This is a genomic window from Mycobacterium sp. E136 (assembly GCF_001666865.1).
Lineage (GTDB): Bacteria > Actinomycetota > Actinomycetes > Mycobacteriales > Mycobacteriaceae > Mycobacterium.
The window spans coordinates 63,909-86,087 of record NZ_LZJE01000318.1; the positions used below are offsets into that span (position 1 = coordinate 63,909).

Annotated in this window: 17 protein-coding genes; 10 read left to right on the top strand and 7 right to left on the bottom strand. The window is 68.4% G+C overall.

All coding sequences use genetic code 11. The annotated features are described in order from the left end of the window. Window positions 1–2: 2 nt before the first annotated feature. The gene (locus A5698_RS21155) at window positions 3–245 is read left to right on the top strand and encodes a hypothetical protein (protein WP_068300715.1); all 243 of its coding nucleotides are present in this window, start codon (window positions 3–5) and stop codon (window positions 243–245) included. 69 nt (window positions 246–314) lie between these two features. On the opposite strand, the gene A5698_RS21160 is transcribed toward A5698_RS21155, so the two are convergent. From A5698_RS21160 to A5698_RS21170, 3 genes are read right to left on the bottom strand one after another with little or no spacing between them, the layout of a single operon-like run. Beyond that, on the bottom strand, window positions 315–1,157 hold the full coding sequence (locus A5698_RS21160) for a sulfurtransferase (RefSeq protein WP_068300717.1): 843 nt from the start codon (window positions 1,155–1,157) through the stop codon (window positions 315–317). Between the two features lie 3 nt (window positions 1,158–1,160). Further along, window positions 1,161–1,769, bottom strand: a complete 609-nt coding sequence (locus A5698_RS21165; RefSeq protein ID WP_068300719.1) for an HD domain-containing protein — start codon at window positions 1,767–1,769, stop codon at window positions 1,161–1,163. 14 nt (window positions 1,770–1,783) lie between these two features. Continuing rightward, window positions 1,784–2,263 carry an LppP/LprE family lipoprotein gene (locus tag A5698_RS21170; protein WP_068300721.1) on the bottom strand — a complete coding sequence of 160 codons (480 nt, stop codon included), beginning with the start codon at window positions 2,261–2,263 and terminating at the stop codon, window positions 1,784–1,786. Between the two features lie 107 nt (window positions 2,264–2,370). Here A5698_RS21170 and recC point away from each other — a divergent pair, with 107 nt between their 5' ends. The 7 genes from recC (at window position 2,371) to A5698_RS21205 (ending at window position 16,193) form a co-directional block, all read left to right on the top strand. Further along, window positions 2,371–5,613: an exodeoxyribonuclease V subunit gamma gene (gene recC / locus A5698_RS21175; protein WP_068300723.1), complete on the top strand. Its 3,243-nt coding sequence runs from the start codon at window positions 2,371–2,373 to the stop codon at window positions 5,611–5,613. Continuing rightward, window positions 5,613–8,900: an exodeoxyribonuclease V subunit beta gene (gene recB, locus A5698_RS21180; RefSeq protein ID WP_068300725.1), complete on the top strand. Its 3,288-nt coding sequence runs from the start codon at window positions 5,613–5,615 to the stop codon at window positions 8,898–8,900. The genes recC and recB overlap by 1 nt, the downstream gene beginning before the upstream one ends. Before the next feature lie 38 nt (window positions 8,901–8,938). After that, the gene (gene recD / locus A5698_RS21185; RefSeq protein ID WP_068300758.1) at window positions 8,939–10,588 is read left to right on the top strand and encodes an exodeoxyribonuclease V subunit alpha; all 1,650 of its coding nucleotides are present in this window, start codon (window positions 8,939–8,941) and stop codon (window positions 10,586–10,588) included. Between the two features lie 183 nt (window positions 10,589–10,771). Then, a complete protein-coding gene (locus A5698_RS21190) occupies window positions 10,772–12,376 on the top strand; it encodes an SLC13 family permease (protein ID WP_068300728.1) in 1,605 nt (534 codons plus the stop codon). Next, complete coding sequence (locus tag A5698_RS21195) at window positions 12,373–13,452, top strand: tartrate dehydrogenase (RefSeq protein ID WP_068300730.1); 1,080 nt, start codon at window positions 12,373–12,375, stop codon at window positions 13,450–13,452. The genes A5698_RS21190 and A5698_RS21195 overlap by 4 nt, the downstream gene beginning before the upstream one ends. Before the next feature lie 125 nt (window positions 13,453–13,577). Continuing rightward, the gene (locus A5698_RS21200; protein WP_068300732.1) at window positions 13,578–13,901 is read left to right on the top strand and encodes a WXG100 family type VII secretion target; all 324 of its coding nucleotides are present in this window, start codon (window positions 13,578–13,580) and stop codon (window positions 13,899–13,901) included. A gap of 9 nt (window positions 13,902–13,910) precedes the next feature. Next, window positions 13,911–16,193: a TPR repeat domain-containing protein gene (locus tag A5698_RS21205; RefSeq protein WP_068300734.1), complete on the top strand. Its 2,283-nt coding sequence runs from the start codon at window positions 13,911–13,913 to the stop codon at window positions 16,191–16,193. Window positions 16,194–16,248: 55 nt separating this feature from the next. On the opposite strand, the gene A5698_RS21210 is transcribed toward A5698_RS21205, so the two are convergent. Next, window positions 16,249–17,202 (bottom strand): 2-hydroxyacid dehydrogenase, encoded by a 954-nt coding sequence (locus tag A5698_RS21210; protein ID WP_068300736.1) that lies wholly within the window; start codon window positions 17,200–17,202, stop codon window positions 16,249–16,251. Between the two features lie 182 nt (window positions 17,203–17,384). Here A5698_RS21210 and A5698_RS21215 point away from each other — a divergent pair, with 182 nt between their 5' ends. Next, window positions 17,385–17,831, top strand: coding sequence for an SRPBCC family protein (locus A5698_RS21215; RefSeq protein WP_084792551.1), 447 nt, complete (start codon window positions 17,385–17,387; stop codon window positions 17,829–17,831). After that, window positions 17,828–19,621, top strand: coding sequence for a sulfatase-like hydrolase/transferase (locus A5698_RS21220; RefSeq protein ID WP_068300738.1), 1,794 nt, complete (start codon window positions 17,828–17,830; stop codon window positions 19,619–19,621). Before A5698_RS21215 ends, A5698_RS21220 begins: the two co-directional genes overlap by 4 nt. Before the next feature lie 3 nt (window positions 19,622–19,624). On the opposite strand, the gene A5698_RS21225 is transcribed toward A5698_RS21220, so the two are convergent. From A5698_RS21225 to A5698_RS21235, 3 genes are all read right to left on the bottom strand, one after another. Next, window positions 19,625–20,767 carry a fatty acid desaturase family protein gene (locus A5698_RS21225; RefSeq protein ID WP_068300740.1) on the bottom strand — a complete coding sequence of 381 codons (1,143 nt, stop codon included), beginning with the start codon at window positions 20,765–20,767 and terminating at the stop codon, window positions 19,625–19,627. 153 nt (window positions 20,768–20,920) lie between these two features. Then, window positions 20,921–21,724 (bottom strand): transglutaminase-like domain-containing protein, encoded by an 804-nt coding sequence (locus A5698_RS21230; RefSeq protein WP_068300744.1) that lies wholly within the window; start codon window positions 21,722–21,724, stop codon window positions 20,921–20,923. Window positions 21,725–21,794: 70 nt separating this feature from the next. Then, complete coding sequence (locus tag A5698_RS21235) at window positions 21,795–21,998, bottom strand: cold-shock protein (RefSeq protein ID WP_068300746.1); 204 nt, start codon at window positions 21,996–21,998, stop codon at window positions 21,795–21,797. Window positions 21,999–22,179: the final 181 nt, after the last annotated feature.

A 22,179-nucleotide genomic window follows, 5' to 3' on the forward strand; every position in this document is an offset into this window, starting at 1 on the left:
CAATGAACACCAACACCACCCGCGGCATCGCCCAGTTCTTCGCCCTGCCGGTCGTTGTAGCCGGAATCCTGGCTGGGGCCCTCGGCTTCGCCGGAGCCGCCAACGCCGGAACCTACACGCAGGACACCACCCCGCGGCCGGGCCTCGTGGCCACCCCGAACGTCAAAGCCCACCCGCCCACCGGTGCCCACCGCAACCACGGCATCAACCACCTGCAGCGGGTCCAGCCGGACTACCGCCGCTGATCACAAGCGCTCACCTCCACAGAGGCCCTCCCGGGCGGCGTATCCCGGGAGGGCCTCCCCATGTCTGCGTCAGTCGGATCCGCGCGCCACCGGGCGCGAGGGGTCCGAACTCCATTCGGACCACGAACCGGGAAACAGCGCGGCGTCAACTCCCGCGGCGGCCAGGCCGGCGATCGTCACCGCCGCCGTCACCCCCGACCCGCAGTACACCGCGGCGTCATCATCCGCATCCTCGAACACCCGGGCCAGGTCGGCGTCGGAAAGCAGCGTGCCGTCGTCAGTCAGCAGGCGGGTGCTCGGCACGTTGACCGCTCCGGGGATGTGCCCGGCCACCGGGTCGACCGGTTCGACCTCGCCGCGAAACCGTTCGGGCGCCCGCGCGTCGAGCACCAGCTTGCCCGGTTCCAGCAGCGCGTCGGCGGCGACCGTGCGGCGAGCACCGGCGTACAGGTCGTCGTGGGCGACGGTCACGTCGCCTGGTTCGGGTTCGATCGGCCCTGTCTGCAATGCACCGCCCGCGCTCGTCCACGCCGCCAGGCCGCCGTCGAGGATGCGGACGTCGTCGATGCCGGCCGCGGTCAGCACCCACCAGGCGCGTGCGGATCCGGCGCGGTTCCAGTCGTCGTAGACCACGACCGGCACCCCGGTTCGCACGCCCCAGCGACGGGCGGCCGCCTGGAGTGCGGTCCCGGACGGCAGCGGGTGCCGTCCACGGCCTTCGACGGTGTGATCGCTCAGCTCGTCCTCGAGCGAGACGTACACCGCCCCGGGCAGATGTCTCCGTTCGTAGGCGGCGCGGCCATCGGGCTCGGCGAGCTGCCAACGCACGTCCAACAGCGTCAGCGGTTCACCCGCATCGATTCGCCGCGCCACCTCGGCCGCCGAGATCCACACCGTGTCGCGTGCGCTCATACCTCAGACGGTAGCGGCGATCGGGGGGCCGATCTCCTCGGCCAGCGTCTCGATGACGCGGGACAGTTCGTCGACCAGCCAGCTGTCGCTGCGCCGCCGGTACACCTCGAGCAGCGAGCGGTAGTACCACAGATGCTCGTGCGGGTCATCGGTGGTGAAGCGCTGCCACACCTTCGGGCCGAAGCGACGCAGGTCGCGCAGGATCGCCCTGGCGTTATCCAGCTTGTCGGCCATCGACACGCGAATCGTGCTGTCCGAGGCCGTGTTCAAGTGTTCGATGTAGTTCTGCTTGCGCTCGCGCCACGGCGGCTTCGGCGTCACGACCGTATCGCTGCACTCTTCGACGATGCCGGCAACCTCTGGGCCGAAGCGCTCTTCGATCGTCGCAAGTGTCGCGTCACCGCCCTGATCCTCGGCGGCGTCGTGCAGCAGAGCGGCGATCGCCTCGGTTTCGGTGCCGTCGGCCTCGATCACCAGCCCGGCGACCGACAGAAGATGGCCGACGTACGGAACCTCGGAGGCCTTGCGCGTCTGGGTGCGGTGCAGTTCGGCGGCGAACCCCAGCGCCTCATGGAAGTTCGGGCCCAGGCGCGGTGACGTCGTTTCGCTCACCTCATGCTCCTTCCTCAAGCCGTCGGTGGCGGCGGGTCGAGCATCACGGCCCGGTCGCCGTTCCAGCGATACCGCGCGCTGTGAATCGCCGCGGGCGCACAGGCGTTGCACTCGCCGGGCACCTTGTAATTGAGCACGACCATGTCGTCGCTGCTGGCCGCGGAGTCCAGTGAGGTGAAGCCGTACGCCTTGGACGTCCCCGTTCCCACGTACTCGCCGCGATGGAACAGCAGGGCCTGCACGGGCGAGCTTCCGGTGCCGCCCTCGGTCGTCACGAGGATGGTGGAGAGTTCCGAACACGGGTCGTAGTTGCTGTCGACCGGTGTGCTGTCCCATGGGGCCCCGGTGAGTGGTTCGAACGGCAGTTGGGCGAACGCGAGGCGTATCGCGTCGTCCTGGTCGGGGCCACACGTCGGCTGTGCTGCCGCGACCGGTGTCGCGACCATCGGAAGACAGGCGGCTGCGCTGGCGGCCATCGTCATCATCGCGGCCATCGAACGAATCATCGAAACTTGGCTTTCCCTCGCTCGGTCGCTTGCAAACGTCCACCGCCACGGTAAACCCCCGTCCGCGTCGGACCCACGACCTATCGTTGGCGGCGATGGCGCTTCACATCCACCGGGCCGAACGCACCGATCTTCTCGCCGACGGGCTAGGCGCCCTGCTCTGTCATCCGCTGTCGGACCCGTTCGCCGAGGAGCTGGTCATCGTGCCGGCCAAGGGGGTCGAGCGCTGGCTGAGCCAGCGGCTGAGCCATGTGCTGGGACGCGGCTCCGGCGCCGACGGCGTCTGCGCCGGTATCGCGTTCCGCAATCCGCGCTCGCTGATCGCGGAGTTGACCGGAACCGAGCGTGAGGACGTGTGGTCGCCCGACGCGATGGTCTGGCCGCTGATGGAGGTCATCGACGCCGCCTGCCCCGAGGACTGGTGTAAACCGCTGGCCACGCACCTCGGCCACTTCGAAGCCGGCGAGGAGAGAGAATTACGCCAGGGCCGGCGCTACGCCGTCGCTCGCAGGCTCGCGGGGCTGTTCGCCTCCTACGCCCGCCAACGTCCACAGCTGCTGATCGACTGGGAGAACGGCGCCGACGGCGACATCCCGGCCGACCTCGCTTGGCAGCCGCCGCTGTGGCGCGCGCTCATCGAATGCGTGGGCGCGGACACCCCGCACGTACGGCAAGCGAAAACCGTTGCGCGGCTGCGTGACTCACAGACCGACCTGCCCGAGCGCCTGTCGCTGTTCGGGCACACCCGGCTACCCAGCACCGAAATCGAACTGCTCGACGCGCTTTCCACTCACCACGACCTGCACCTGTGGCTGCCGCACCCGAGCGACGATCTGTGGCGGCAACTCAAGGCGTCGCACGGCCAGATCCCCCGTCGCAAGGACGACAGCCACCGCCGGGTCGGCCATCCCCTGCTCGCCACGCTCGGCCGTGACCTTCGCGAACTGCAGCGCGCGCTACCGGGTGATCCGCGGACCGACGAATACCTCGGCGGCCGGCAGCGCCCGGACACCCTCCTCGGGTGGCTGCAGTCCGACATCACGGCGAATGCGATCCGGCCGCAAGGCCGGGCGCACAACGCCACCGACCTCTCGGTACAGGTGCACAGCTGCCACGGACCGGCCCGCCAGATCGACGTGCTCCGCGAGGTGCTGCTCGGTCTGCTGGCCGACGACGAGACCCTCGAACCGCGCGACATCCTCGTCATGTGCCCGGATATCGAGACCTACGCGCCCCTGATCGTGGCGGGCTTCGGCCTCGGCGACATGATCACGGGGGTGCATCCGGCGCACCAGCTGCGCGTCCGCCTCGCCGATCGGTCGCTCGTGCAGACCAATCCACTGCTCGGCGTGGCCTCTCAGCTGCTCGCGTTGGCGGGTGGCCGCGCCACCTCGAGCGAGGTGCTCAACCTCGCGCAGGCCGCGCCGGTGCGGACCCGCTTCGGCTTCACCGACGACAACCTCGAAGACATCACCCGCTGGGTGCGGCAGGCCAACATCCGCTGGGGCTTCGACACCGAGCACCGCAAACCCTACGGTGTCGACTTCGTCCAGAACACATGGCGTTTCGGCATCGACCGGGTGCTGGCGGGGGTGGCCATGTCCGACGACTCGCACGCCTGGATCGACACCACGCTGCCCCTCGACGACGTGAGCAGCAACCGGGTCGACTTGGCGGGCCAACTCGCCGAGTACGTCGACCGCCTGCGCTGTGCCGTTCAATCCCTGACCGGCACACGGCCGCTCGCTCAGTGGCTGCAGGCGCTGACCGACAGCATCGGCCTGTTGACCCGCGTGAGTGACGACGACGTCTGGCAGACCGCCCAACTCGAACGCGAATTCGCCGACGTGCTCGCCACGGCGGGTACCCGCGCCCACACCGCGATGCGGCTCTCCGATGTGCGCGCACTGCTCGATCGCCACCTTGCCGGCCGGCCCACCCGCGCCAACTTCCGCACCGGCACGCTGACGGTCTGCACCATGGTCCCGATGCGATCGGTTCCGCACCGCGTTGTGTGCCTGGTCGGCCTCGACGACGGGGTGTTCCCGCGGCTGGGCGTGGTCGACGGCGACGACGCGCTCGCCCGCGAACCGATGACCGGTGAGCGTGACATCCGTTCCGAGGACCGGCAATTGCTGCTCGACGCCATCGGCGCGGCCACCGAGACACTGGTGATCACCTACACCGGAGCGAACGAGTACTCCGGTCAGGAACGGCCGCCGGCCGTCCCGCTCGCAGAGCTGCTCGACACCCTCGACCGCACCACCGAGCACCCAGTCCGCAATGCGATCATGGTGAAGCATCCGCTGCAGCCGTTCGACACCCGCAATGTCATTCCCGGGGAATTGATTCCGGGCGTGCCGTTCACGTTCGACTCCACGGTCAAGCGCGCGGCGCTCACCCGCGCCGCCGAACGGGCCGAGCGGCCGAAGTTCGTCTCCGGCCCGCTGCCCGCTCCCCCGCCCGACGACGTCGTGCTCGCCGACCTGGTCGCGTTCTTCCGCGATCCCGTGAAGGGGTTCTTCCGCGCCCTGGACTACACGTTGCCGTGGGAGGTCGACGGCGTCGAGGACGCGATGCCCGTCGACATCGATGCGCTCGAGGAGTGGACGGTCGGCGACCGCATGCTGCGAGACATGTTGAGCGGTATGGAACCCGATCAAGCCCGCCAGGCCGAGTGGCGACGCGGCACCCTGCCGCCCGGCCACCTCGGCTGGCGCCGCGCTAACGAGATCTGCGACCAGGCGTCGCTGATCGCCGACGCCGCACGGCCATACCGCGGCGCCGACCCGACCGCGGTCGACATCGACGTCGAGATCGGCGCCGGACGTCGGGTCACCGGCACCGTCACACCCGTCTATGGTGAGCGGCTGGTCTCGGTCACCTATTCCAAGCTCGACGGACGCCATCTGCTGCAGCCGTGGATTCCGTTGCTGGCGTTGTTCGCTCACGACCCCGGCCGCGAGTGGAAGGCGATCAGCATCGGCCGGGCCCGCCGCGGCACCACGCCGCGGATCGAGTCGATGGGCAGGCCATCGGAGCACGCGCGCGAGTTGCTCGCCGATCTGGTGGCGATGTACGACCGGGGCCGGCGCGAACCGCTTCCGCTGCCGGTGAAAACGTCCTACGCCTGGGCCGAAGCCGTGCACGGCCACGGCGATCCCGAACAGCGCGCAGGTTTCAAGTGGCGGTCCGGCATGTACCCCGGCGAGGAGGACGAACCCGCATACCAGCTGGCGTTCGGCAAGGGCACGTGGTTGAAGCACCTCGTCGAGCGAGGGCTGGATTCGCACTCGGCTCGGCTGTGGCTGCCGATGCTGCGGGCGCTGGAGACGTGATGGAACCCTTCGATCTGCTGGGCGAGCTGCCCGCCGAACGTTCGACCACGGTGCTGGAGGCCAGCGCAGGGACCGGGAAGACGTTCGCGCTGGCCGGGCTCGTCACGCGTTACCTCGCCGAGGGCGTCGCCACGCTCGACCAGATGCTGTTGATCACGTTCAGCCGCGCGGCCAGTCAGGAACTGCGCGATCGGGTGAGGCGCCAGATCGTCGACGCGGTGCAGGCTTTCATCGATCCGTCGAGCGTCGAGGTCAACGAGATCGTCGAGCACCTGCTCGACGGCACCGCTGAGCAGGTCGCCGAACGCGAACGCCGTCTGCGGGATGCGCTGGCCGCGTTCGACGCCGCGACGATCGCCACCACCCACCAGTTCTGCCAGCTGGTGCTCAAATCGCTGGGTGTGGCGGGTGACAGCGACTCGCGGGTCACGCTCGTCGAGAGCCTCGAGGAACTCGTCACCGAGATCGTCGACGATCTCTACCTGCATCACTTCGGCCGTGAGCGCGACAACCCGCTGCTGACCTATCCCGATGCGCTGCGGCTGGCCAAGCAGGTCGTCGAGCATCCCGCGACGGAGCTGCGGCCGGAAGACCCCGCACCGGATACCCGTGCCGCCGTGTGCATACGGTTCGCGAAAGGCGTTCTCGACGAACTGGACAAGCGAAAGCGGCAGCGAGGCATCCTCGGCTATGACGACCTGCTGAGCCGGTTGGCCGACGCGCTGGACGCCGACGACTCTGCGGCGCAGCTGCGCATGCACCAGCGCTGGCCGATCGTGATGGTCGACGAGTTCCAGGACACCGATCCCGTGCAGTGGCGGGTGATCGACCGCGCGTTTACCAAACGGTCGACGCTGATCCTCATCGGCGATCCGAAGCAGGCGATCTACGCGTTCCGCGGCGGTGACATCGTCACCTATCTGAGCGCGGCCTCCCAGGCCGACGTTCAGAAGACGTTGGCCACCAACTGGCGCAGCGACGAGGCGCTGGTGACGCGATTGCAGGCGGTGCTGCGTGGTGCCCAACTGGGCCACGAGAAGATCGTCGTACACGACGTCGCCGCCAGACACACGGGCTCGCGGCTGACCGGAGCGCCGTGCAACGATCCGTTCCGGCTGCGCGTCGTCTCCCGGAATACGCTGGGCCGCAGCGGAACCGGCGTCATTCCGATCGACCAGCTGCGCACCCACATCCCCAAGGACCTGGCGGCCGACATCGGCGCGCTGATCGATGCGGGTGCGACGTTCGACGGTCGCCGCCTCGGGGCGGGCGACATCGCGGTCATCGTGGAGAACCACCGCGACGCCCGGGTCTGCTACCGGGCGCTGTGCGACGCGGGCATTCCCGCGGTGTACACCGGCGACTCCGACATCTTCAACTCCGACGCCGCCGAGGACTGGCTGGCGCTGCTCGAGGCGTTCGACCAGCCGCACCGGCCCGGCGTCGTGCGTGCGGCGGCCGCGACCATGTTCTTCGGGGAAACCGCCGAATCGCTCGTCGCGGGCGGCGACCCGCTGACCGATCGCATCGCAGAGACGTTGCGGGAGTGGGCGGGTCACGCCCGCGAGCGCGGGGTGGCGGCGATTTTCGAGGCCGCACAACTCGCCGGCATGGGCGATCGCGTGTTGTCCTGGCGCAACGGTGAGCGCCAGATGACCGACCTGGCCCACATGACGCAGCTGCTGCAGGAGGCCGCGCACCGCGAGCACTTCACGTTGCCGGCGCTGCGGGACTGGCTGCGGGGCCAGCGCGAGGAGCGCAGCGGCGCGGCGGAAAGGTTCCGCCGCCTCGACAACGACGCCGCGGCGGTTCAGGTGATGACGGTGTTCGTCGCGAAGGGCCTGCAGTTTCCAGTCGTCTATCTGCCGTTCGCGTTCAACCGCCATGTGTGGGAGCCCGACATCGTGCTCTACCACGAGGGCGACACCAGATGCCTGCACATCGGCGGCAACGACAGCCCCGACTTCCACGCCGTGTCGAAGGTCGGGCGCGAAGAGGACGCCAGCGACGACAGCCGCCTGATGTACGTGGCGATGACGCGTGCGCAGTCGCAGCTGGTCGCCTGGTGGGCGCCGTCGCGCGACGAACCCAACGGCGGGCTGTCGCGGCTGCTGCGCGGCCGGCGCCCGGGTGAGCCGATGGTGCCGGATGTCGTTGTGCCCGGCAAGGTTTCCGACGACGAGGCGATGGCGCGGTTCAAGGAGTGGGAGGCCGTCGGCGGCCCCGCGATCGAGGACTCGGCGCCGCGCCCCCGGCGTGCACCCCAAGAGCCCGCCGTGCCCGCGGAGGTCGCTGCCCGGCACTTCCATCGCCCCATCGACACGGCGTGGCGCCGGACGTCCTACAGCGGGTTGATCCGCGCGGTCGAGGCCAGACCGGTCAGCAGCGAGCCCGAGACGGTCGAACTCGACGACGAGGTCGCCGAGATTCCGCTGACCACCGAGGCGGTCGGGGAGGACGTGCCGTCGCCGATGGCCGAGCTGCCGACCGGCGCGAAATTCGGCTCGCTGGTGCACGCCGTGCTCGAGACGGCCGACCCGTTCGCGGCCGACCTCGCCGCGGAGCTGGAGGCCCGGGTCCGTGAGCATTCGGTGTGGTGGCCCGTCGACGTCGAGGCCGCCGAGCTGGCGGCGGCAATGGTGCCGATGCACGACACGCCTCTGGGACCGCTGGCCGGGGATACGACGCTGCGTCAGATCGGATTGCGCGACCGGATGCGGGAGATGGACTTCGAATTCCCGTTGGCGGGCGGGGATCTGCGCGCGTCGGGACCCGACATCCGGCTGAGCCAGGTGGGTGAGTTGCTGCGTGCGCACCTGCCCGCGGACGATCCGCTGGCGTCGTACGCGCAACGGTTGACGGGAGCGGGCCTGGGACCGCAGCCGCTGAAGGGATACCTGTCGGGCTCGGTGGACGCGGTGCTGCGGGTCGACGGTCGTTATCTCGTCGTCGACTACAAGACCAACTGGCTCGGCGATCCGAACCGGCCATTGACCGCGGCGGATTATTCGCGGCCGCGGCTGGCGGAGGCCATGCTGCACTCCGACTACCCGCTGCAGGCCCTGCTGTACAGCGTTGTGCTGCACCGCTTCCTAAGGTGGCGGCAGCCGGACTACGCGCCCGAACGGCATCTCGGCGGCGTGTTGTATCTGTTCCTGCGCGGAATGTGCGGGCCGGACACGCCGACCGAGGACGGGCATCCCGCCGGTGTGTTCAGCTGGCAACCTCCCACGGTGTTGATCGCCGCGCTGTCGGATCTGCTCGACTCCGGGAGGGCCGCGGCGTGACCAGCGTGGAATGGCGGCGGGCGGTCAGCGCGACCGGACTGTTGCGAACCTTCACCGACGCAGAGGTCCTCGATGCGTCGGATGTGCATGTCGCGCAACGGCTCTGTGAGCTCGTCAAGGCGCCCGACGACCGGGTCGAGCTCGCGGTCGCGCTCGCGGTGCGCGCGCTGCGCAACGGGTCGGTGTGCCTGGACCTGCGGACCGTCGAACAGCAGGTCGGCCTCGATGGGCTGCCGTGGCCCGCGATCGGCGACTGGTTCGCCGCCATCGCCGAGCACCCGCTGACGGGGCAACCGCCGGTGCTGCACGTCGACGGTGACCTGTTGTACCTCGACCGGTACTGGCTCGAAGAACAGCAGGTGTGTGACGACATCCTGCGGATGACCGCCGCCCGGCCGGCCCAGCCGGTGCCCGATCTCGACAGGTTGTTCCCGCCGGGCTTCGAGGAGCAACGCGCCGCCGCGGAAGTCGCGCTGTCGCAAGGGTTGACGGTGCTCACCGGCGGTCCGGGCACGGGTAAGACGACGACGGTCGCGCGCCTGCTGGCCCTGCTCGCGAGCGGTACGCGGCTGCGGATCGCGTTGGCGGCGCCGACGGGGAAAGCGGCGGCGCGACTGCAGGAGGCGGTGCAACTGGAAGTCGACAAGCTCGACGCGTCCGACCGCGAGGCACTGTCCGGCCTGCACGCGACGACGTTGCACCGGCTGCTCGGAAGCCGCCCCGACACGTCGGCGCGGTTCCGCCACAACCGCGCCAACCGGTTGCCGCACGACGTGATCGTCGTCGACGAGACGTCGATGGTGTCGCTGACGATGATGGCGCGACTGCTCGAGGCGGTGCGGCCGGAAGCGCGGCTCATCCTGGTCGGCGACCCGGACCAGCTGGCTTCGGTCGAGGCGGGTGCGGTACTGGCGGACCTGGTCGACGGTCTCGGCACCGGTCGCATCGCGGAACTGAAGACGTCGCACCGGTTCGGCGAGTCGATCGGCCGACTGGCCACCGCGATCCGCGCGGGCGACGCCGACGCCGTCGTCGACGTGTTGCGCGCCGGCGATGAGCACATCGAGTGGGTCGACACCGAGGAGCCGTCCGAACACCTTCGTAAGTTGTTGGTGCCGAACGCGATCGCGCTGCGCACGGCGGCGATTCTCGGCGACGCCGACGCGGCGTTGGCCATCTTGACCGAACACCGGCTGCTGTGCGCGCATCGCCGTGGCCCGTTCGGGGTGCGGTACTGGAACCACCAGGTCGAGCGGTGGCTGTCGGAGTTGACCGGCGAACCGATCTGGTCGACGTGGTACGCCGGGCGGCCAGTCCTGGTGACGGCGAACGATTACGGGCTCAACCTCTACAACGGCGACACCGGCGTCACGGTGCTGCGCGACGGCGTGCTGCGCGCGGTCATCGCGGGCACCGAGCGGCTGGAGTTCGCGACCAGCCGGCTCGCCGACGTCGAAACCATGCATGCCATGACAATCCACAAGTCGCAGGGCAGCCAGGCCGACGAGATCACCGTGTTGCTGCCGCCGGAGGATTCGCGGCTGCTCAGTCGCGAGCTGTTCTACACCGCTGTCACCAGGGCCAAGAAGAAGATCCGCGTCGTCGGACCGGCGGCCTCGGTGCGCGCCGCCGTCGAGCGCCGGGCGGTACGCGCCTCGGGTCTGGCGCGCCGCCTCCGCAACTCCTAATTGGCCGCGAGCGCTCATCCTTGTACAAATTTCGGGTGCCAAACCGTACCTAGCTGTGCGCTCACCCCAGGGTGCGGCCGCCCCCGGCCGCTTCGCTCAATGTTTAGCGTCGCCTGAGTCCAGGGCACTCCTCCCAGCGACTGTGGTGTAGCGCACACGCCACCCGGGTGGACGGAGCCTGTGATGACTGCGGAGAACCAGGTCACGCCGACCGACGTCGACAAGGCACTACTCGGCAGCGCGACGTACCGAAGCCTGGGCGAACAGCGACTCTCGCCGCGAGAGGAACGCTTCGAGAAGGGCCGCCGCACGATCGGCCTGTTCCTCGCCCCGCTGCTGACCGTCGTCTTCCTCGTCCTGCCGCTCGACATCCCGCGGGAACAGCAGGTGCTCGGCGCCGTCCTGCTCGGCGTGATCGCGCTGTGGATCAGCGAAGCGGTGCCGATCCCGATCGGCGGCCTGCTCGGCGTCGCGGTGGCGGTGTTCCTCGGAGTCGCGCCGGTCGACGACGTGCTCGGCCCGTTCGGGTCGTCGACGATCTTCACGTTCATCGGCGCCTTCATCCTCGCCCAGGCAATGCTCAAACACGGTGTGGCGCGGCGTTTCGCGTTCCGCATCCTGGCCCTGCCGCGGGCGGGCCGCTCGACCACCGGCGTCATCATCGCGTTCGGCGCGATCACATGCCTGCTGTCGGCGTTCGTCTCGAACACCGCGACGGTGGCCATGCTGCTGCCGACCGCGATCGGCATCCTGTCCGTCATCGCCAAACTGCTTCAGCAGCGCGGAGACGTCGACGCCGACTTCGACCCGCAACGGTTGCGGGTCGGCGCCGCGCTCATGCTGATGCTCGCCTACGGCGCCAGCGTGGGCGGGCTGCTCACGCCGGTCGGCAGCCCGCCGAACCTGATCGGGCGCGGGCTCATCGAAGAGGCCACCGGCGAGCGGATCAGCTTCGGCCAGTGGATGGTGATGGCGATCCCCATCTGCCTAGTGATGTTCCTGCTGCTGGCGCTGATCATGTTGCGGCTCAACAAACCCGAGATCAAACGCATCGACGGGGTGGCCGAGTATGTGGCCAGCGAACGCGAGAAGCTGGGTTCGCTGTCGCGGGCGGAGAAAAACACACTGATCGCGTTCGCCGTGACGGTGACGCTGTGGATCCTGCCCGGCGTGGTCGCGTTGATCACCGGCACCGAGTCCAACGCATACGAGTTCGTCAGCGACCGCCTCGACGAGGGTGTCGTCGCGGTGTTCGGCGCGTCGCTGCTGTTCCTGCTGCCGACCGACTGGAAGAGCCGCGAATTCACGCTGCGCTGGAAGGACGCCGCCGAAATCGACTGGGGCACAATCATCCTGTTCGGCACCGGCATCATCTTCGGTTCGCTGATATCGTCGACCGGGCTGGCCGAGACCATCGGCACCTCCGTCAACGACGCGCTCGGCCTGACCAGCAGCATCGCGATCACCATCTTCGCCGTCGTGCTGGCGATCATCGTCTCCGAAACCACCAGCAACACCGCATCCGCCGCGGTGGTCGTCCCGATCGTGATCCCCGTGGCGGTGGCCGCGGGCGTCAACCCGTTCGTGCCCGCACTGGCGGCGACGTTCGCGGCGTCGTTCGGCTTCATGCTGCCGGTGTCCACGCCGCAGAACGCAATCGTCTACGGCTCGGGCGTCGTGCCGATCACGAAGATGATCCGCTCCGGCGTCACCTTCGACATCGCGGGCGCTATCCTGATCATCATTCTGTTGCCGTTGATGATCAGCCTTCTGGGATTGGGTACATGACCGAGTCTGATGCTCTTCGCGCAAGCGGCTCATCGTCAATCGCCGTCATCCCCGGCGACGGAATCGGCACCGAGGTGATCGCGTCGGCGCGGGCGGTGCTTGACGCCGTGACGCGCAAGCACGCGATTTCGTTGTCCTACACCGAGTTCGACTGGTCGTGTCAGCGCTATGCCGAAGAGGGCGCGATGATGCCGGACGACGGCATCGACACGCTGAGCAAGTTCGACGCCATCTTCCTCGGCGCGGTCGGATGGCCGGGCGTGCCCGACCATGTCTCGCTGTGGGGCCTGCTCATCCCGATCCGCCGCGCGTTCCGCCAATACGTGAACATGCGGCCGATCCGCGTTTTCGACGGCGTCGCAAGCCCGCTGCGCACGGCGAACGACGTCGACTTCGTCGTGGTCCGCGAGAACGTCGAGGGCGAGTACAGCGAGATCGGCGGACGGCTGAACCGCGGCTTCCCCGACGAAATGGCGGTCCAGGAATCGGTTTTCACCCGCAACGGCGTCGGCCGCATCGCCGACTTCGCGTTCGAACTCGCCCGCACCCGCCGCAAGTACGTGACGTCGGCGACCAAATCCAACGGCATCGTGCACACCTTGCCGTTCTGGGACGAGGTGGTCGCAGAAAGGGCGTCGCACTACCCCGACGTCAAGCTCGACAGCGAGCACATCGACGCGCTGGCCGCGAAATTCGTCCTGCAGCCCCAGCGATTCGACGTCGTCGTCGGCTCCAACCTGTTCGGCGACATCCTCAGCGACCTCGCCGCCGCCGTGGCCGGCTCGATCGGCATCGCCCCGTCGGCCAACCTCGACCCCACCAAGCAGTACCCGTCGATGTTCGAACCCGTGCACGGGTCGGCACCCGACATCGCCGGACAGGGCATCGCCAACCCGATCGGCGCGGTCTGGTCTGCGGCGCTGATGCTCGAGCACCTCGGGCACACCCAAGCCGCCGATGACGTGATGGCCGCCGTCGAGGCGACGCTGGCCGACCCGCAGACCCGAACCGGAGACCTGGGCGGTCAGGCCTCGACCTCGGAGGTCACCGACGCGCTCGTCGCTCGGTTGAGCTAGCAAACTCGCTCTAAAGGCCCGCGCACTCCCCCGGGCCTCCGAAATTAGTGCATTAGGGGGTGTCGCGGCGATGGTAGGGTTGGCCAGCAAACACTTGGACCGCCTGCGAGCGTTTGGAAAGGTGTATGAGCGAAGAACTGCGGGTCGACCCGCTCGAGGTACGGATGGCCGCCGACCACGTCAACGCGGCCGCCGACGGCCTGAGGTCCGCGCATGGCACGGCCCACGAGCGCATGGGCACCGCCCAGACCGGCTGGATCGGCACCAGCGCCGCGGGGCTCTCAGCAACCATCGCGAAGTGGGAGCAAGAGTCCGCCGCGCACTACAGCGGGCTGGTCAAACACGCCGAAGACCTCAGCTCGGCGGCGGCGAAATACGTCCGCACCGATGACAATGCCGCCACCGAAATCGACTCTGCGGGATCGAATCTGGGCACCATGGGCCTCTGACCCGTGGGGATGACGTTGGCCGACGTCCAGCGTTGGCAGCCCGAGCAGATCGACGAGGTCTCCAAGGCGGCGGCCCACCGCGCCCGCACCAGCGGGGAGACGGCCGAGGCGCTGCGCAACCTCTCGGTGTTCGGGACGTGGAAAGGCCAGGCGGCAGAGACCGCGCAGCAGGCCATCGCGCAGTCGGCCACCAAGCTCGACATCACGCAGAAAGAGGCCATCCTGGTGTCGCTGGGCGCTCAGCGCGCAGCCGCGGACGCCCGCTCGGTCAAGAACGACCTCACCAACCTCATCGACTACGCGGCCGCGGCGCCGGCGGTGCAGCTCGACCTGAACACCGGCACGGTCACTCCCCCCGACACGACCGGCTGGACGGATGAGGAGATCGCGCAGCTGGAGAAGAAGATGGCCGAGGTGGAGAACCGCGCGGTGGCGGTGCTGGCCGCCGCTGAGGAGGTCGACGGCGACCTCGCCCGGGTCTTGTCCGCGGCCACCGGCGGTGACCCCGACACCCCCGCCGAGCAGGGCAGCGCCGATGGGGAGTCGCTGCAGGACGGGGAGCTCACCCCCGAGGAGCTCGCGCGTCTGGAGGAGAACACCACGCTGACCCCGCAGGAGCAGGAGGCGTTGGCGCGCGGCGAGCTGGTGCTGCCGGCCAGCCAGATGGACTACCTGAACCAACTGTCGCGGTCGCTGGATGGCAAGAGCCCGGCCGAGATTCGCGCGATGATCGACAAGCTCGGTCCGAACGGCGGACGCGTCGCCGACGCGCTGCAGCTGGTGTCCAACGGGAACATCACCGTCGTCGGCGCCGATCCCGACGCCAAACCCGGCGACGCCGGATTCGTGCCCACCCGCGGCGGCGTGCAGAACCTGCCGTCGGGCATTCGAGAAGCGTTCGAGGCGCCGTTGCGGGGGCCGACGGCGCCCACCGCCGGGACCAACGAGGAGGGCAACCCGACCCTCGAGTGGCCCGATTGGTACAAGCCGTTCCCGCATCTCGACGAATACCGCGATGTGGCCGCGATCGTGTCCGCCGGCGACGCCAAACTGCAGCAGGGCACCGCGCTGGACAATGCGCTGCTGGACAAGTCCGAGCAGATCCTGCAGAACATGCACGACGCCCCCGATATCGCCTGGAAGGAAAACATCGACCTGGGGCAACGTCTCATCGACCCGGCCGTTCAGGACATGCTCAGCGCGGCCGGACGCGACCCGATGGCCGTGCACGACGCGCTGGCGGGGGCGGACGGCAACACCGCCAACGACGGTTTCATCGAGGACCTGTTCACCCACCAGTGGGCCGACAACGGCGCGGCGGCAGGCAATCTGCTCCACGGCACCGGTGCGGTCCCGACCGACCTGACCGACCCCACCCAGCTGTTCCAGGCCGAGCAGAACGGGCAGACGATGCACGCGGTGGACCAGTGGGCGGGAGGAAACTCGCCGCGATTGCTCGACATCCCAGGCACCGACGGCCAGTCGCTCGGACAGGTCAACCCCGAGCTCACCCGCGCCCTCGCCGAGGCGAACAAGCCCTACATCGACGACATGTTGGGCAACCCGCTCGACAACAGCCGCGGATTCGAGCCGCTCGAGAGCCTCAAGAATCCCGAAATGCCGCTCACCCGTGACCTGTTCGCGGTCATCGACACCGATCCCCAAGCCGCCGCGACCCTCAACAGCCAGGCCTACCTCAACGGCCTGCAGTACCAGGAGAACTTCCAGCAGTCCATCATCGACGGCGGCACGGTCGACACCGCGGACCTGCAATCAGCGGGCACGCTGCGCGGGCTCATCGACTCCGGAGCCAACGTCGCCGACAACGACGCGATCAAGTACGGCAACCTGCAAGACGTCAAAGCGTATGAGAGCCGCGGTCAGTGGTTCGACCTCGCCAAGTCGCTCGGTGGCGAAATCCCGGGTGTCAAAGCACTTCTCGACTTCAACGGCAAGATGCCGGTCGACCCGTTGCAGCAGATCTTCGTCGGAGACGCCCCGGTGCCCAACGATCCGACCTACATTGCGCAGGAGAGTTCCGAAGCACTGCAGTACGCCGTCGCGCAGCGATTGCTCGAGAACAACATCGGCGATCCGCGTTTTTTCACCGAGGCAGGCCTGATCGATCCGGACACCGGCCGGCTCAACCCGCTCGAGGACAACTTCACCGACTTCCGGACCGCCCTCAGCAACTACTTCGGCGGGCTCGATCCGTTGGTCAAGTCCGGCATCGAGGACTATGAGGACGCATACCGCGACGCGCTGCCGCGGCCACCGGCGCATACGGGGTAGCCCCCCGGCGTCGAGCGTCGCAAAGATGATGCAATCAGGGCGATTTCCGTCATTTTCACGACTTTCGGCACCCGGGCACCGGGGTGACCAACCGGCCCGTCTTCAAGAAGCTGTCCAAGTTGCGCAACGTCAACGCCGCCATCGCCGCGCGGGTCTGCACCGTTGCGCTGCCGACGTGCGGGAGCACCACGACGTTGTCGAGCCCGAGCAGCGGCTCGGGGACGTGCGGCTCGTCGGCGTAGACGTCCAGACCCGCCCCGCCCAGCCGTCCGGACGTCAACGCCTCGACCATCGCCTGCTCGTCGACCACGCTGCCGCGGGCGATGTTGATCAGGTACCCGTCGGGGCCCAACGCGTCGAGCACGGCCCGGTCGACCAGGTTCGCGGTATCGCCGCCGCCGGCGGTCGCCACGATCAGGACGTCGACGCCGCGCGCCAGCTCCTCGGCCGACGCGGCGTAACGGTACGGCGAGTCGGCGACCGGACGGCGGTTGTGATACGAGATCTCACAGCCAAACGCGTTGAGCCGTTTGGCGATCGCGCTCCCGATCCGGCCCAGCCCGAGGATGCCGACGCGGGAGTTGCTCACCTCGCGGGTCAGCGGGTACATCCCCGTAGGCCAGCGGCCCGCGCGCACGAACCGGTCCGCGGCCGACAACTGTCGCAGCGTGTCGATCATCAGACCGACGGCGGTGTCGGCGACGGCGTCGGTCAGCACGTCAGGGGTGTTGCTGACCACGATCCCGCGCCGGACGGCGGCATCGATGTCGACGGAGTCGTACCCCACGCCGAAGTTCACGATCACCGCGAGGTTCGGCAGCGCGGCGATCAGGTCCGCGTCCGCCCCGCCGACCACCGACGTCACGACAGCGGTGATCTCGTCGCCGTGCTCGTTCAGGAACGGCTCGCGCTCTCCCGGGTCGCTGAGCAGCACGACCGCGCCGTAGTCGTCGCGCAGGCTCTGCGCCAGCGTCGGCATCATCGGCCCGACCTGCAGGATGTTGCTCATGCCGTCCGACGGTAGGGACGCGCGACGTGCGCGTCTACAGGAAAGCGCGCTCTTTCCGGCTAGCCGGTACGACATTGTGCAACCAGCGCGACCACGGTGGCTGAGAGTTCGGTTACCACACCGCAATCCGCGACGACGCGAGATTACCTGACGGCGACGTCAGTTTCACGTACGGTGGGGCTGTGGCCGAACTCGACCGCAGCCGCGTGATCGCGGCGAGCCCGACGCAGATCTGGGAAATGCTCGCCGATTTCGGCGCCATCGCCTCATGGGCCGACGTCGACCACTCCTGCATCCTGACGCACGGGCCCGACGGCGCGCTGGTCGGCACCGCCCGGCGTGTGCAGATCGGCCGCAACACGTTGGTCGAGACCATCACCGAATGCGATCCGCAGTACGTCCTCGCGTACGAGATCGAGGGTCTGCCTAAGGTCCTGGGCACGATCAGCAACCGCTGGACCCTGGAGCCGACGAGCGGCGGCGAGACGATCGTGACGATCACCACCATCGTCCGCAAGGGCAGGGGCAAAACGCAGCAGCTCGTCGAACGCCTGACCGGTCAGGCGTTGGCCCGCGGATCCGACACCATGCTCGCCGCGTTGGCGAAGCGATTGGAGAACACCCGATGACGAACCGACCCGACATCATCATCGTGATGACCGACGAGGAGCGCGCGGTGCCGCCGTACGAGGCGCCCGAGGTCCTCGCCTGGCGCCGGGACACGCTGACCGGCCGCAAGTGGTTCGAGGAGCACGGCGTGAGCTTTGCGCGGCACTACACGGGCTCGCTGGCCTGCGTGCCGAGCCGCCCCACGATCTTCACCGGCCAGTACCCCGACCTGCACGGTGTCACCCAGACCGACGGGATCGGCAAGACCGCCGACGACTCCCGCATGCGCTGGCTCCGCCCCAACGAGGTGCCGACGCTGGGCAACTGGTTTCGCGCGGCCGGTTACGACACCCATTACGACGGCAAGTGGCACATCTCGCATGCCGACCTGACCGACCCCGCCACCGGTGAGCCGCTGGCCACCAACGACGACGTGGGCGTCGTCGACCCGAAGGCGGTGCAGCGCTATCTCGACGCCGATCCACTTGCACCCTACGGTTTTTCGGGTTGGGTCGGTCCGGAGCCGCACGGCGCACCGCTGGCGAACGCGGGGATCCGGCGCGACCCGCTGATCGCCGACCGGGTCGTGGCCTGGCTGCGGGACCGCTACGACCGGCGCCGCGCGGGCGACGTCGACGCGATGCGGCCGTTCCTGCTGGTGGCCAGCTTCGTCAACCCGCACGACATCGTGCTGTTCCCCGCGTGGCAGCGACGCAGCCCGGTGCACCCGTCGCCGCTCGACCCGCCGTCGGTGCCGCAGGCGCCGACCGCCGACGAGGACCTGTCCACCAAACCCGCCGCGCAGATCGCGTTCCGCGAGGCCTACTACTCGGGCTACGGTCCGGCGCCGGCGATCGACCGCACCTACACGCGGCAGGCGCAGCGCTACCGGGACCTGTACTACCGGCTGCACGCCGAGGTCGACAACCCGATCGACCGTGTGCGGCGCGCGGTCACCGAGGGCGGTTCGGAGAACGCGGTGCTGGTCCGCACGTCGGACCACGGCGACCTGCTCGGCGCGCACGGCGGGCTGCATCAGAAGTGGTTCAACCTGTACGACGAGGCGACGCGGGTGCCGTTCGTGGTGGCCCGGATCGGCGAGCACGCGACCGAACCGCGGACGGTGACGGCGCCGACGTCGCACGTGGACATCGTGCCGACGCTGCTGGGCGCCGCGGGTGTCGACGTCGAGGCCGCTGCGGCGAAGCTGGCCGAATCCTTCTCCGAGGTGCACGACCTGCCGGGCCGCAACCTGATGCCCGTCGTGGACGGCGCGCAGGCCGACGATTCGCGGGCGGTGTACCTGATGACCCGCGACAACGTGCTCGAGGGTGACACCGGCGCGTCGGGTCTGGCGCGCAAGATCAAGCTAGGAACGAATCCGCCTGCACCGCTGCGCATTCGGATACCGGCGCACGTCGCGTCGAACTTCGAGGGCCTCGTGGTTCGCGTCGACGAAGCCGGCGGTCAGGGCCATCTGTGGAAGCTGGTCCGCACGTTCGACGATCCCGCGACGTGGACCGAGCCCGGGGTCCGTCATCTCGCGGCCAACGGCATCGGCGGCGAGGCCTACCGGACGTCACCGCTCGACGACCAGTGGGAGCTGTACGACCTGACCGACGACCCGGCCGAGGCCCGCAACCGGTGGACCGACCCGGAATTGCACGACCTGCGACAGCACCTACGCACACAGCTCAAACAGGCGCGTGCTGAGTCGGTGCCCGAACGCAACAACCCGTGGCCGTACTCGCCGCGCCGGGCACCCGCAGCGCGCCCGGGTTTGTTGCAGCGGGTTTTGCGCCGCGACTGAAGCCTAGGACGCCCGCCGGATTTCGTGCTTGCGTTCCGACGCCGTCTCCGGTGCGTCGTCGCTGGTGGCCGTCAGGAACTCGTCCGGTAGCGCCAGCTTGTGAATGGTGCGCAGCGTCAGAAGATACTGGCGCACAAGCGATCCGGACGTGTAGGGCAGGCCGTACTTCTCGCAGACGCCCCGGACCCGTACCGCGACCTGCGCCAGGCGATTGCTCGGCAGATCGGGAAACAGGTGGTGTTCGATCTGGTAGCACAGGTTGCCGCTCGAGAACGCCAGCAGCCGGCCGGCCTTGAAGTTGGCGGCGCCCAGCATCTGGCGTAGATACCACTCCGCGCGGCTCTCCTCGTTGATCACGTCGGCGGTGAACTTCTCGGCGCCGTCGGGAAAATGACCGCAAAAGATTACGACATACGCCCACAGGTTGCGCAGGAGGTTGGCGACCACGTTGGCGCCCAGTGCGCGGCGCCATCGCCGTCCGCTCAGCGCCGGGAACAGCGCGTAGTCCTTGACGGCCTGGCGCGCGATCTTGCGCCCCAATATCTTTCTCTCGCGGGTCACCTGCTCGGTGTCACCCTCCGCGCGGTCACGCTCGGAGTGAACGCCGTGCAGCGCGATCCCCCATTCGAAGATGCTCGCCAACAACAGGTTTCGCAGCGGTTGCAGCAGGTGTACGGGTCGCCACGGGATGTCGCGGGTGATCCGCATGATGCCGAAGCCGAGGTCGTCGTCGACGCCGACGACGTTGCTGAACACGTGGTGGCGGTAATTGTGCGAGTACCGCCACTGGGCGGAGACCGCGACCATGTCCCATTCCCATGTGCCGGAATGGATTTCGGGGTCGTTCATCCAGTCCCACTGGCCGTGGCTGACGTTGTGGCCGATCTCCATGTTCTCGACGCTCTTGGCGTACGCCAGCGCGGCGGTTCCCACCAGCCAGCCGGTGCGGGACCGGCTGGTGCCGATGAGCACACGAGCGAACACCTCGAGCGCACGTTGAAACTTGATGGTCCGGCGGATGTAGGCGGCGTCGCGCTGCCCGAGCGAGTCTTCGACATCGCTGCGGATGGCGTCGAGCTCGGCGCCGAGGGCTTCGATGTCCGCCGCGGTCAGATGGGTGTACGCACCGACGTCGGTGATGGCCAAGAGAAGTCCTGTGGGCGTTCGGGGTGGTGGGGCGGGCTCGTGGGTGAACCCGTCGTGATCACGGACCACCGGCCGAAATCAACGGAGACGACGCAGGGCGTCGGCGTTGTGGCCAGTGTAGAGGCAGCCCGGTGGCGGTGTCGACGCCGCTGGTCAGCCGATCGACACCAGCTGGTCGATCGAGTCGTTGGGCAGGTCGCCGTCGACCACCGCGGTGACCGAGAGCGTGTTCAACGTGATCGCGCCCCGGTGGTTGGTCAGGAATGCGGTGTCGGCGGCGTCGCGACCGGTGGCGATGCGCACCAGCGACTGGCGGGGTGCCAGCAGCGTCGCATCGACGACCCGCCAACAGCCCTCGATGAGGGCCTCGGCGACGGCGTGGAAGTCCATCGGCGACAGTCCGGGCGCATACACCGACACCAGCCGGGCAGGAACGCCGACGGCCCGCAGCAGCGCGACGACCAGGTGCGCGAAGTCGCGGCACACGCCCTCGCCGGCCAGCAGGGTGTCGGCCGCGCCGTCGATCGGATCGCTGGAGCCGGGGACGTAGTTCAAGCGGGTGCCGACCCAGGAGGACACCTTCTCGAGCAGGGTCGTCGAGTCGGCATAGCTGCCGAATTCCGTTGCGGCGAAGCCGTAGAACTTGTCGGCTTCGGCGTATCGGCTCGGGCGCAGGTACGCCAGCCGGTCGTAGTCGGTGACCGGCGCGGGTTCGGTGCGGCCGACGATCGTCGCGGCGTAGTTCACGGTGAGTGTCCCGCTGTCCACCGGCAGCGTGTGTAGACGGTTGCCGTGCACACCGCTGATCTCCACCGGTTCGACGGGCTCACCGTCGAGAATGAACGAAAGATTCTCGGAGACTTCCGCGTTCGGATGCGGTGCCACCGCGATCTGGAACTCCAGTTCCGTCGGCTCGGTGACCTCGACCTCGAGTTCGGCGGCGACCTCTCGCTTCATTTATTCTCCCCCGATAAACGAGATGTGGGCTGGTGGGGATTCCCACCAGCCCACTGTCGATCGTGCAAGCTTAGACGGCGCTTACGCCGACTGCCTGAGGTCCTTTGGCGCCCTGTTCGATATTGAACTCGACGCGTTGGTTCTCCTCCAGCGACCGGTATCCATTTCCCTGGATCTCCGAGTAGTGGACGAAGACGTCCTTATCGCCGCTGTCGGGAGCGATGAAGCCGAAGCCCTTTTCGCTGTTGAACCACTTCACAGTTCCCTGTGCCATACTTTTTCAACTTCTCTCATTCTGAACGGATGTAGATAAACATCCGCGTAGAGGCTATCACGCCGCAGGTCATCCAGTTTCCACTCGACTTTCCCGCCCGTTTGCGCGAGCGTGCATTGCTCCTATGTCAAGCGGCGATGCGATGGTCGGTATTTCCGGCGTTGCGGTGGGTGTGTTCGTC

What these genes read in the sequence shown, in the direction of transcription:
- A5698_RS21155 (WP_068300715.1), top strand. Translation starts at nt 3, where the DNA reads ATGAACACCAACACCACCCGCGGCATCGCCCAGTTCTTCGCCCTGCCG.
- A5698_RS21160 (WP_068300717.1), bottom strand. Translation starts at nt 1,157, where the DNA reads ATGAGCGCACGCGACACGGTGTGGATCTCGGCGGCCGAGGTGGCGCGG.
- A5698_RS21170 (WP_068300721.1), bottom strand. Translation starts at nt 2,263, where the DNA reads ATGGCCGCGATGATGACGATGGCCGCCAGCGCAGCCGCCTGTCTTCCG.
- recC (WP_068300723.1), top strand. Translation starts at nt 2,371, where the DNA reads ATGGCGCTTCACATCCACCGGGCCGAACGCACCGATCTTCTCGCCGAC.
- recB (WP_068300725.1), top strand. Translation starts at nt 5,613, where the DNA reads ATGGAACCCTTCGATCTGCTGGGCGAGCTGCCCGCCGAACGTTCGACC.
- A5698_RS21190 (WP_068300728.1), top strand. Translation starts at nt 10,772, where the DNA reads ATGACTGCGGAGAACCAGGTCACGCCGACCGACGTCGACAAGGCACTA.
- A5698_RS21195 (WP_068300730.1), top strand. Translation starts at nt 12,373, where the DNA reads ATGACCGAGTCTGATGCTCTTCGCGCAAGCGGCTCATCGTCAATCGCC.
- A5698_RS21200 (WP_068300732.1), top strand. Translation starts at nt 13,578, where the DNA reads ATGAGCGAAGAACTGCGGGTCGACCCGCTCGAGGTACGGATGGCCGCC.
- A5698_RS21205 (WP_068300734.1), top strand. Translation starts at nt 13,911, where the DNA reads ATGACGTTGGCCGACGTCCAGCGTTGGCAGCCCGAGCAGATCGACGAG.
- A5698_RS21210 (WP_068300736.1), bottom strand. Translation starts at nt 17,202, where the DNA reads ATGAGCAACATCCTGCAGGTCGGGCCGATGATGCCGACGCTGGCGCAG.
- A5698_RS21220 (WP_068300738.1), top strand. Translation starts at nt 17,828, where the DNA reads ATGACGAACCGACCCGACATCATCATCGTGATGACCGACGAGGAGCGC.
- A5698_RS21230 (WP_068300744.1), bottom strand. Translation starts at nt 21,724, where the DNA reads ATGAAGCGAGAGGTCGCCGCCGAACTCGAGGTCGAGGTCACCGAGCCG.
- A5698_RS21235 (WP_068300746.1), bottom strand. Translation starts at nt 21,998, where the DNA reads ATGGCACAGGGAACTGTGAAGTGGTTCAACAGCGAAAAGGGCTTCGGC.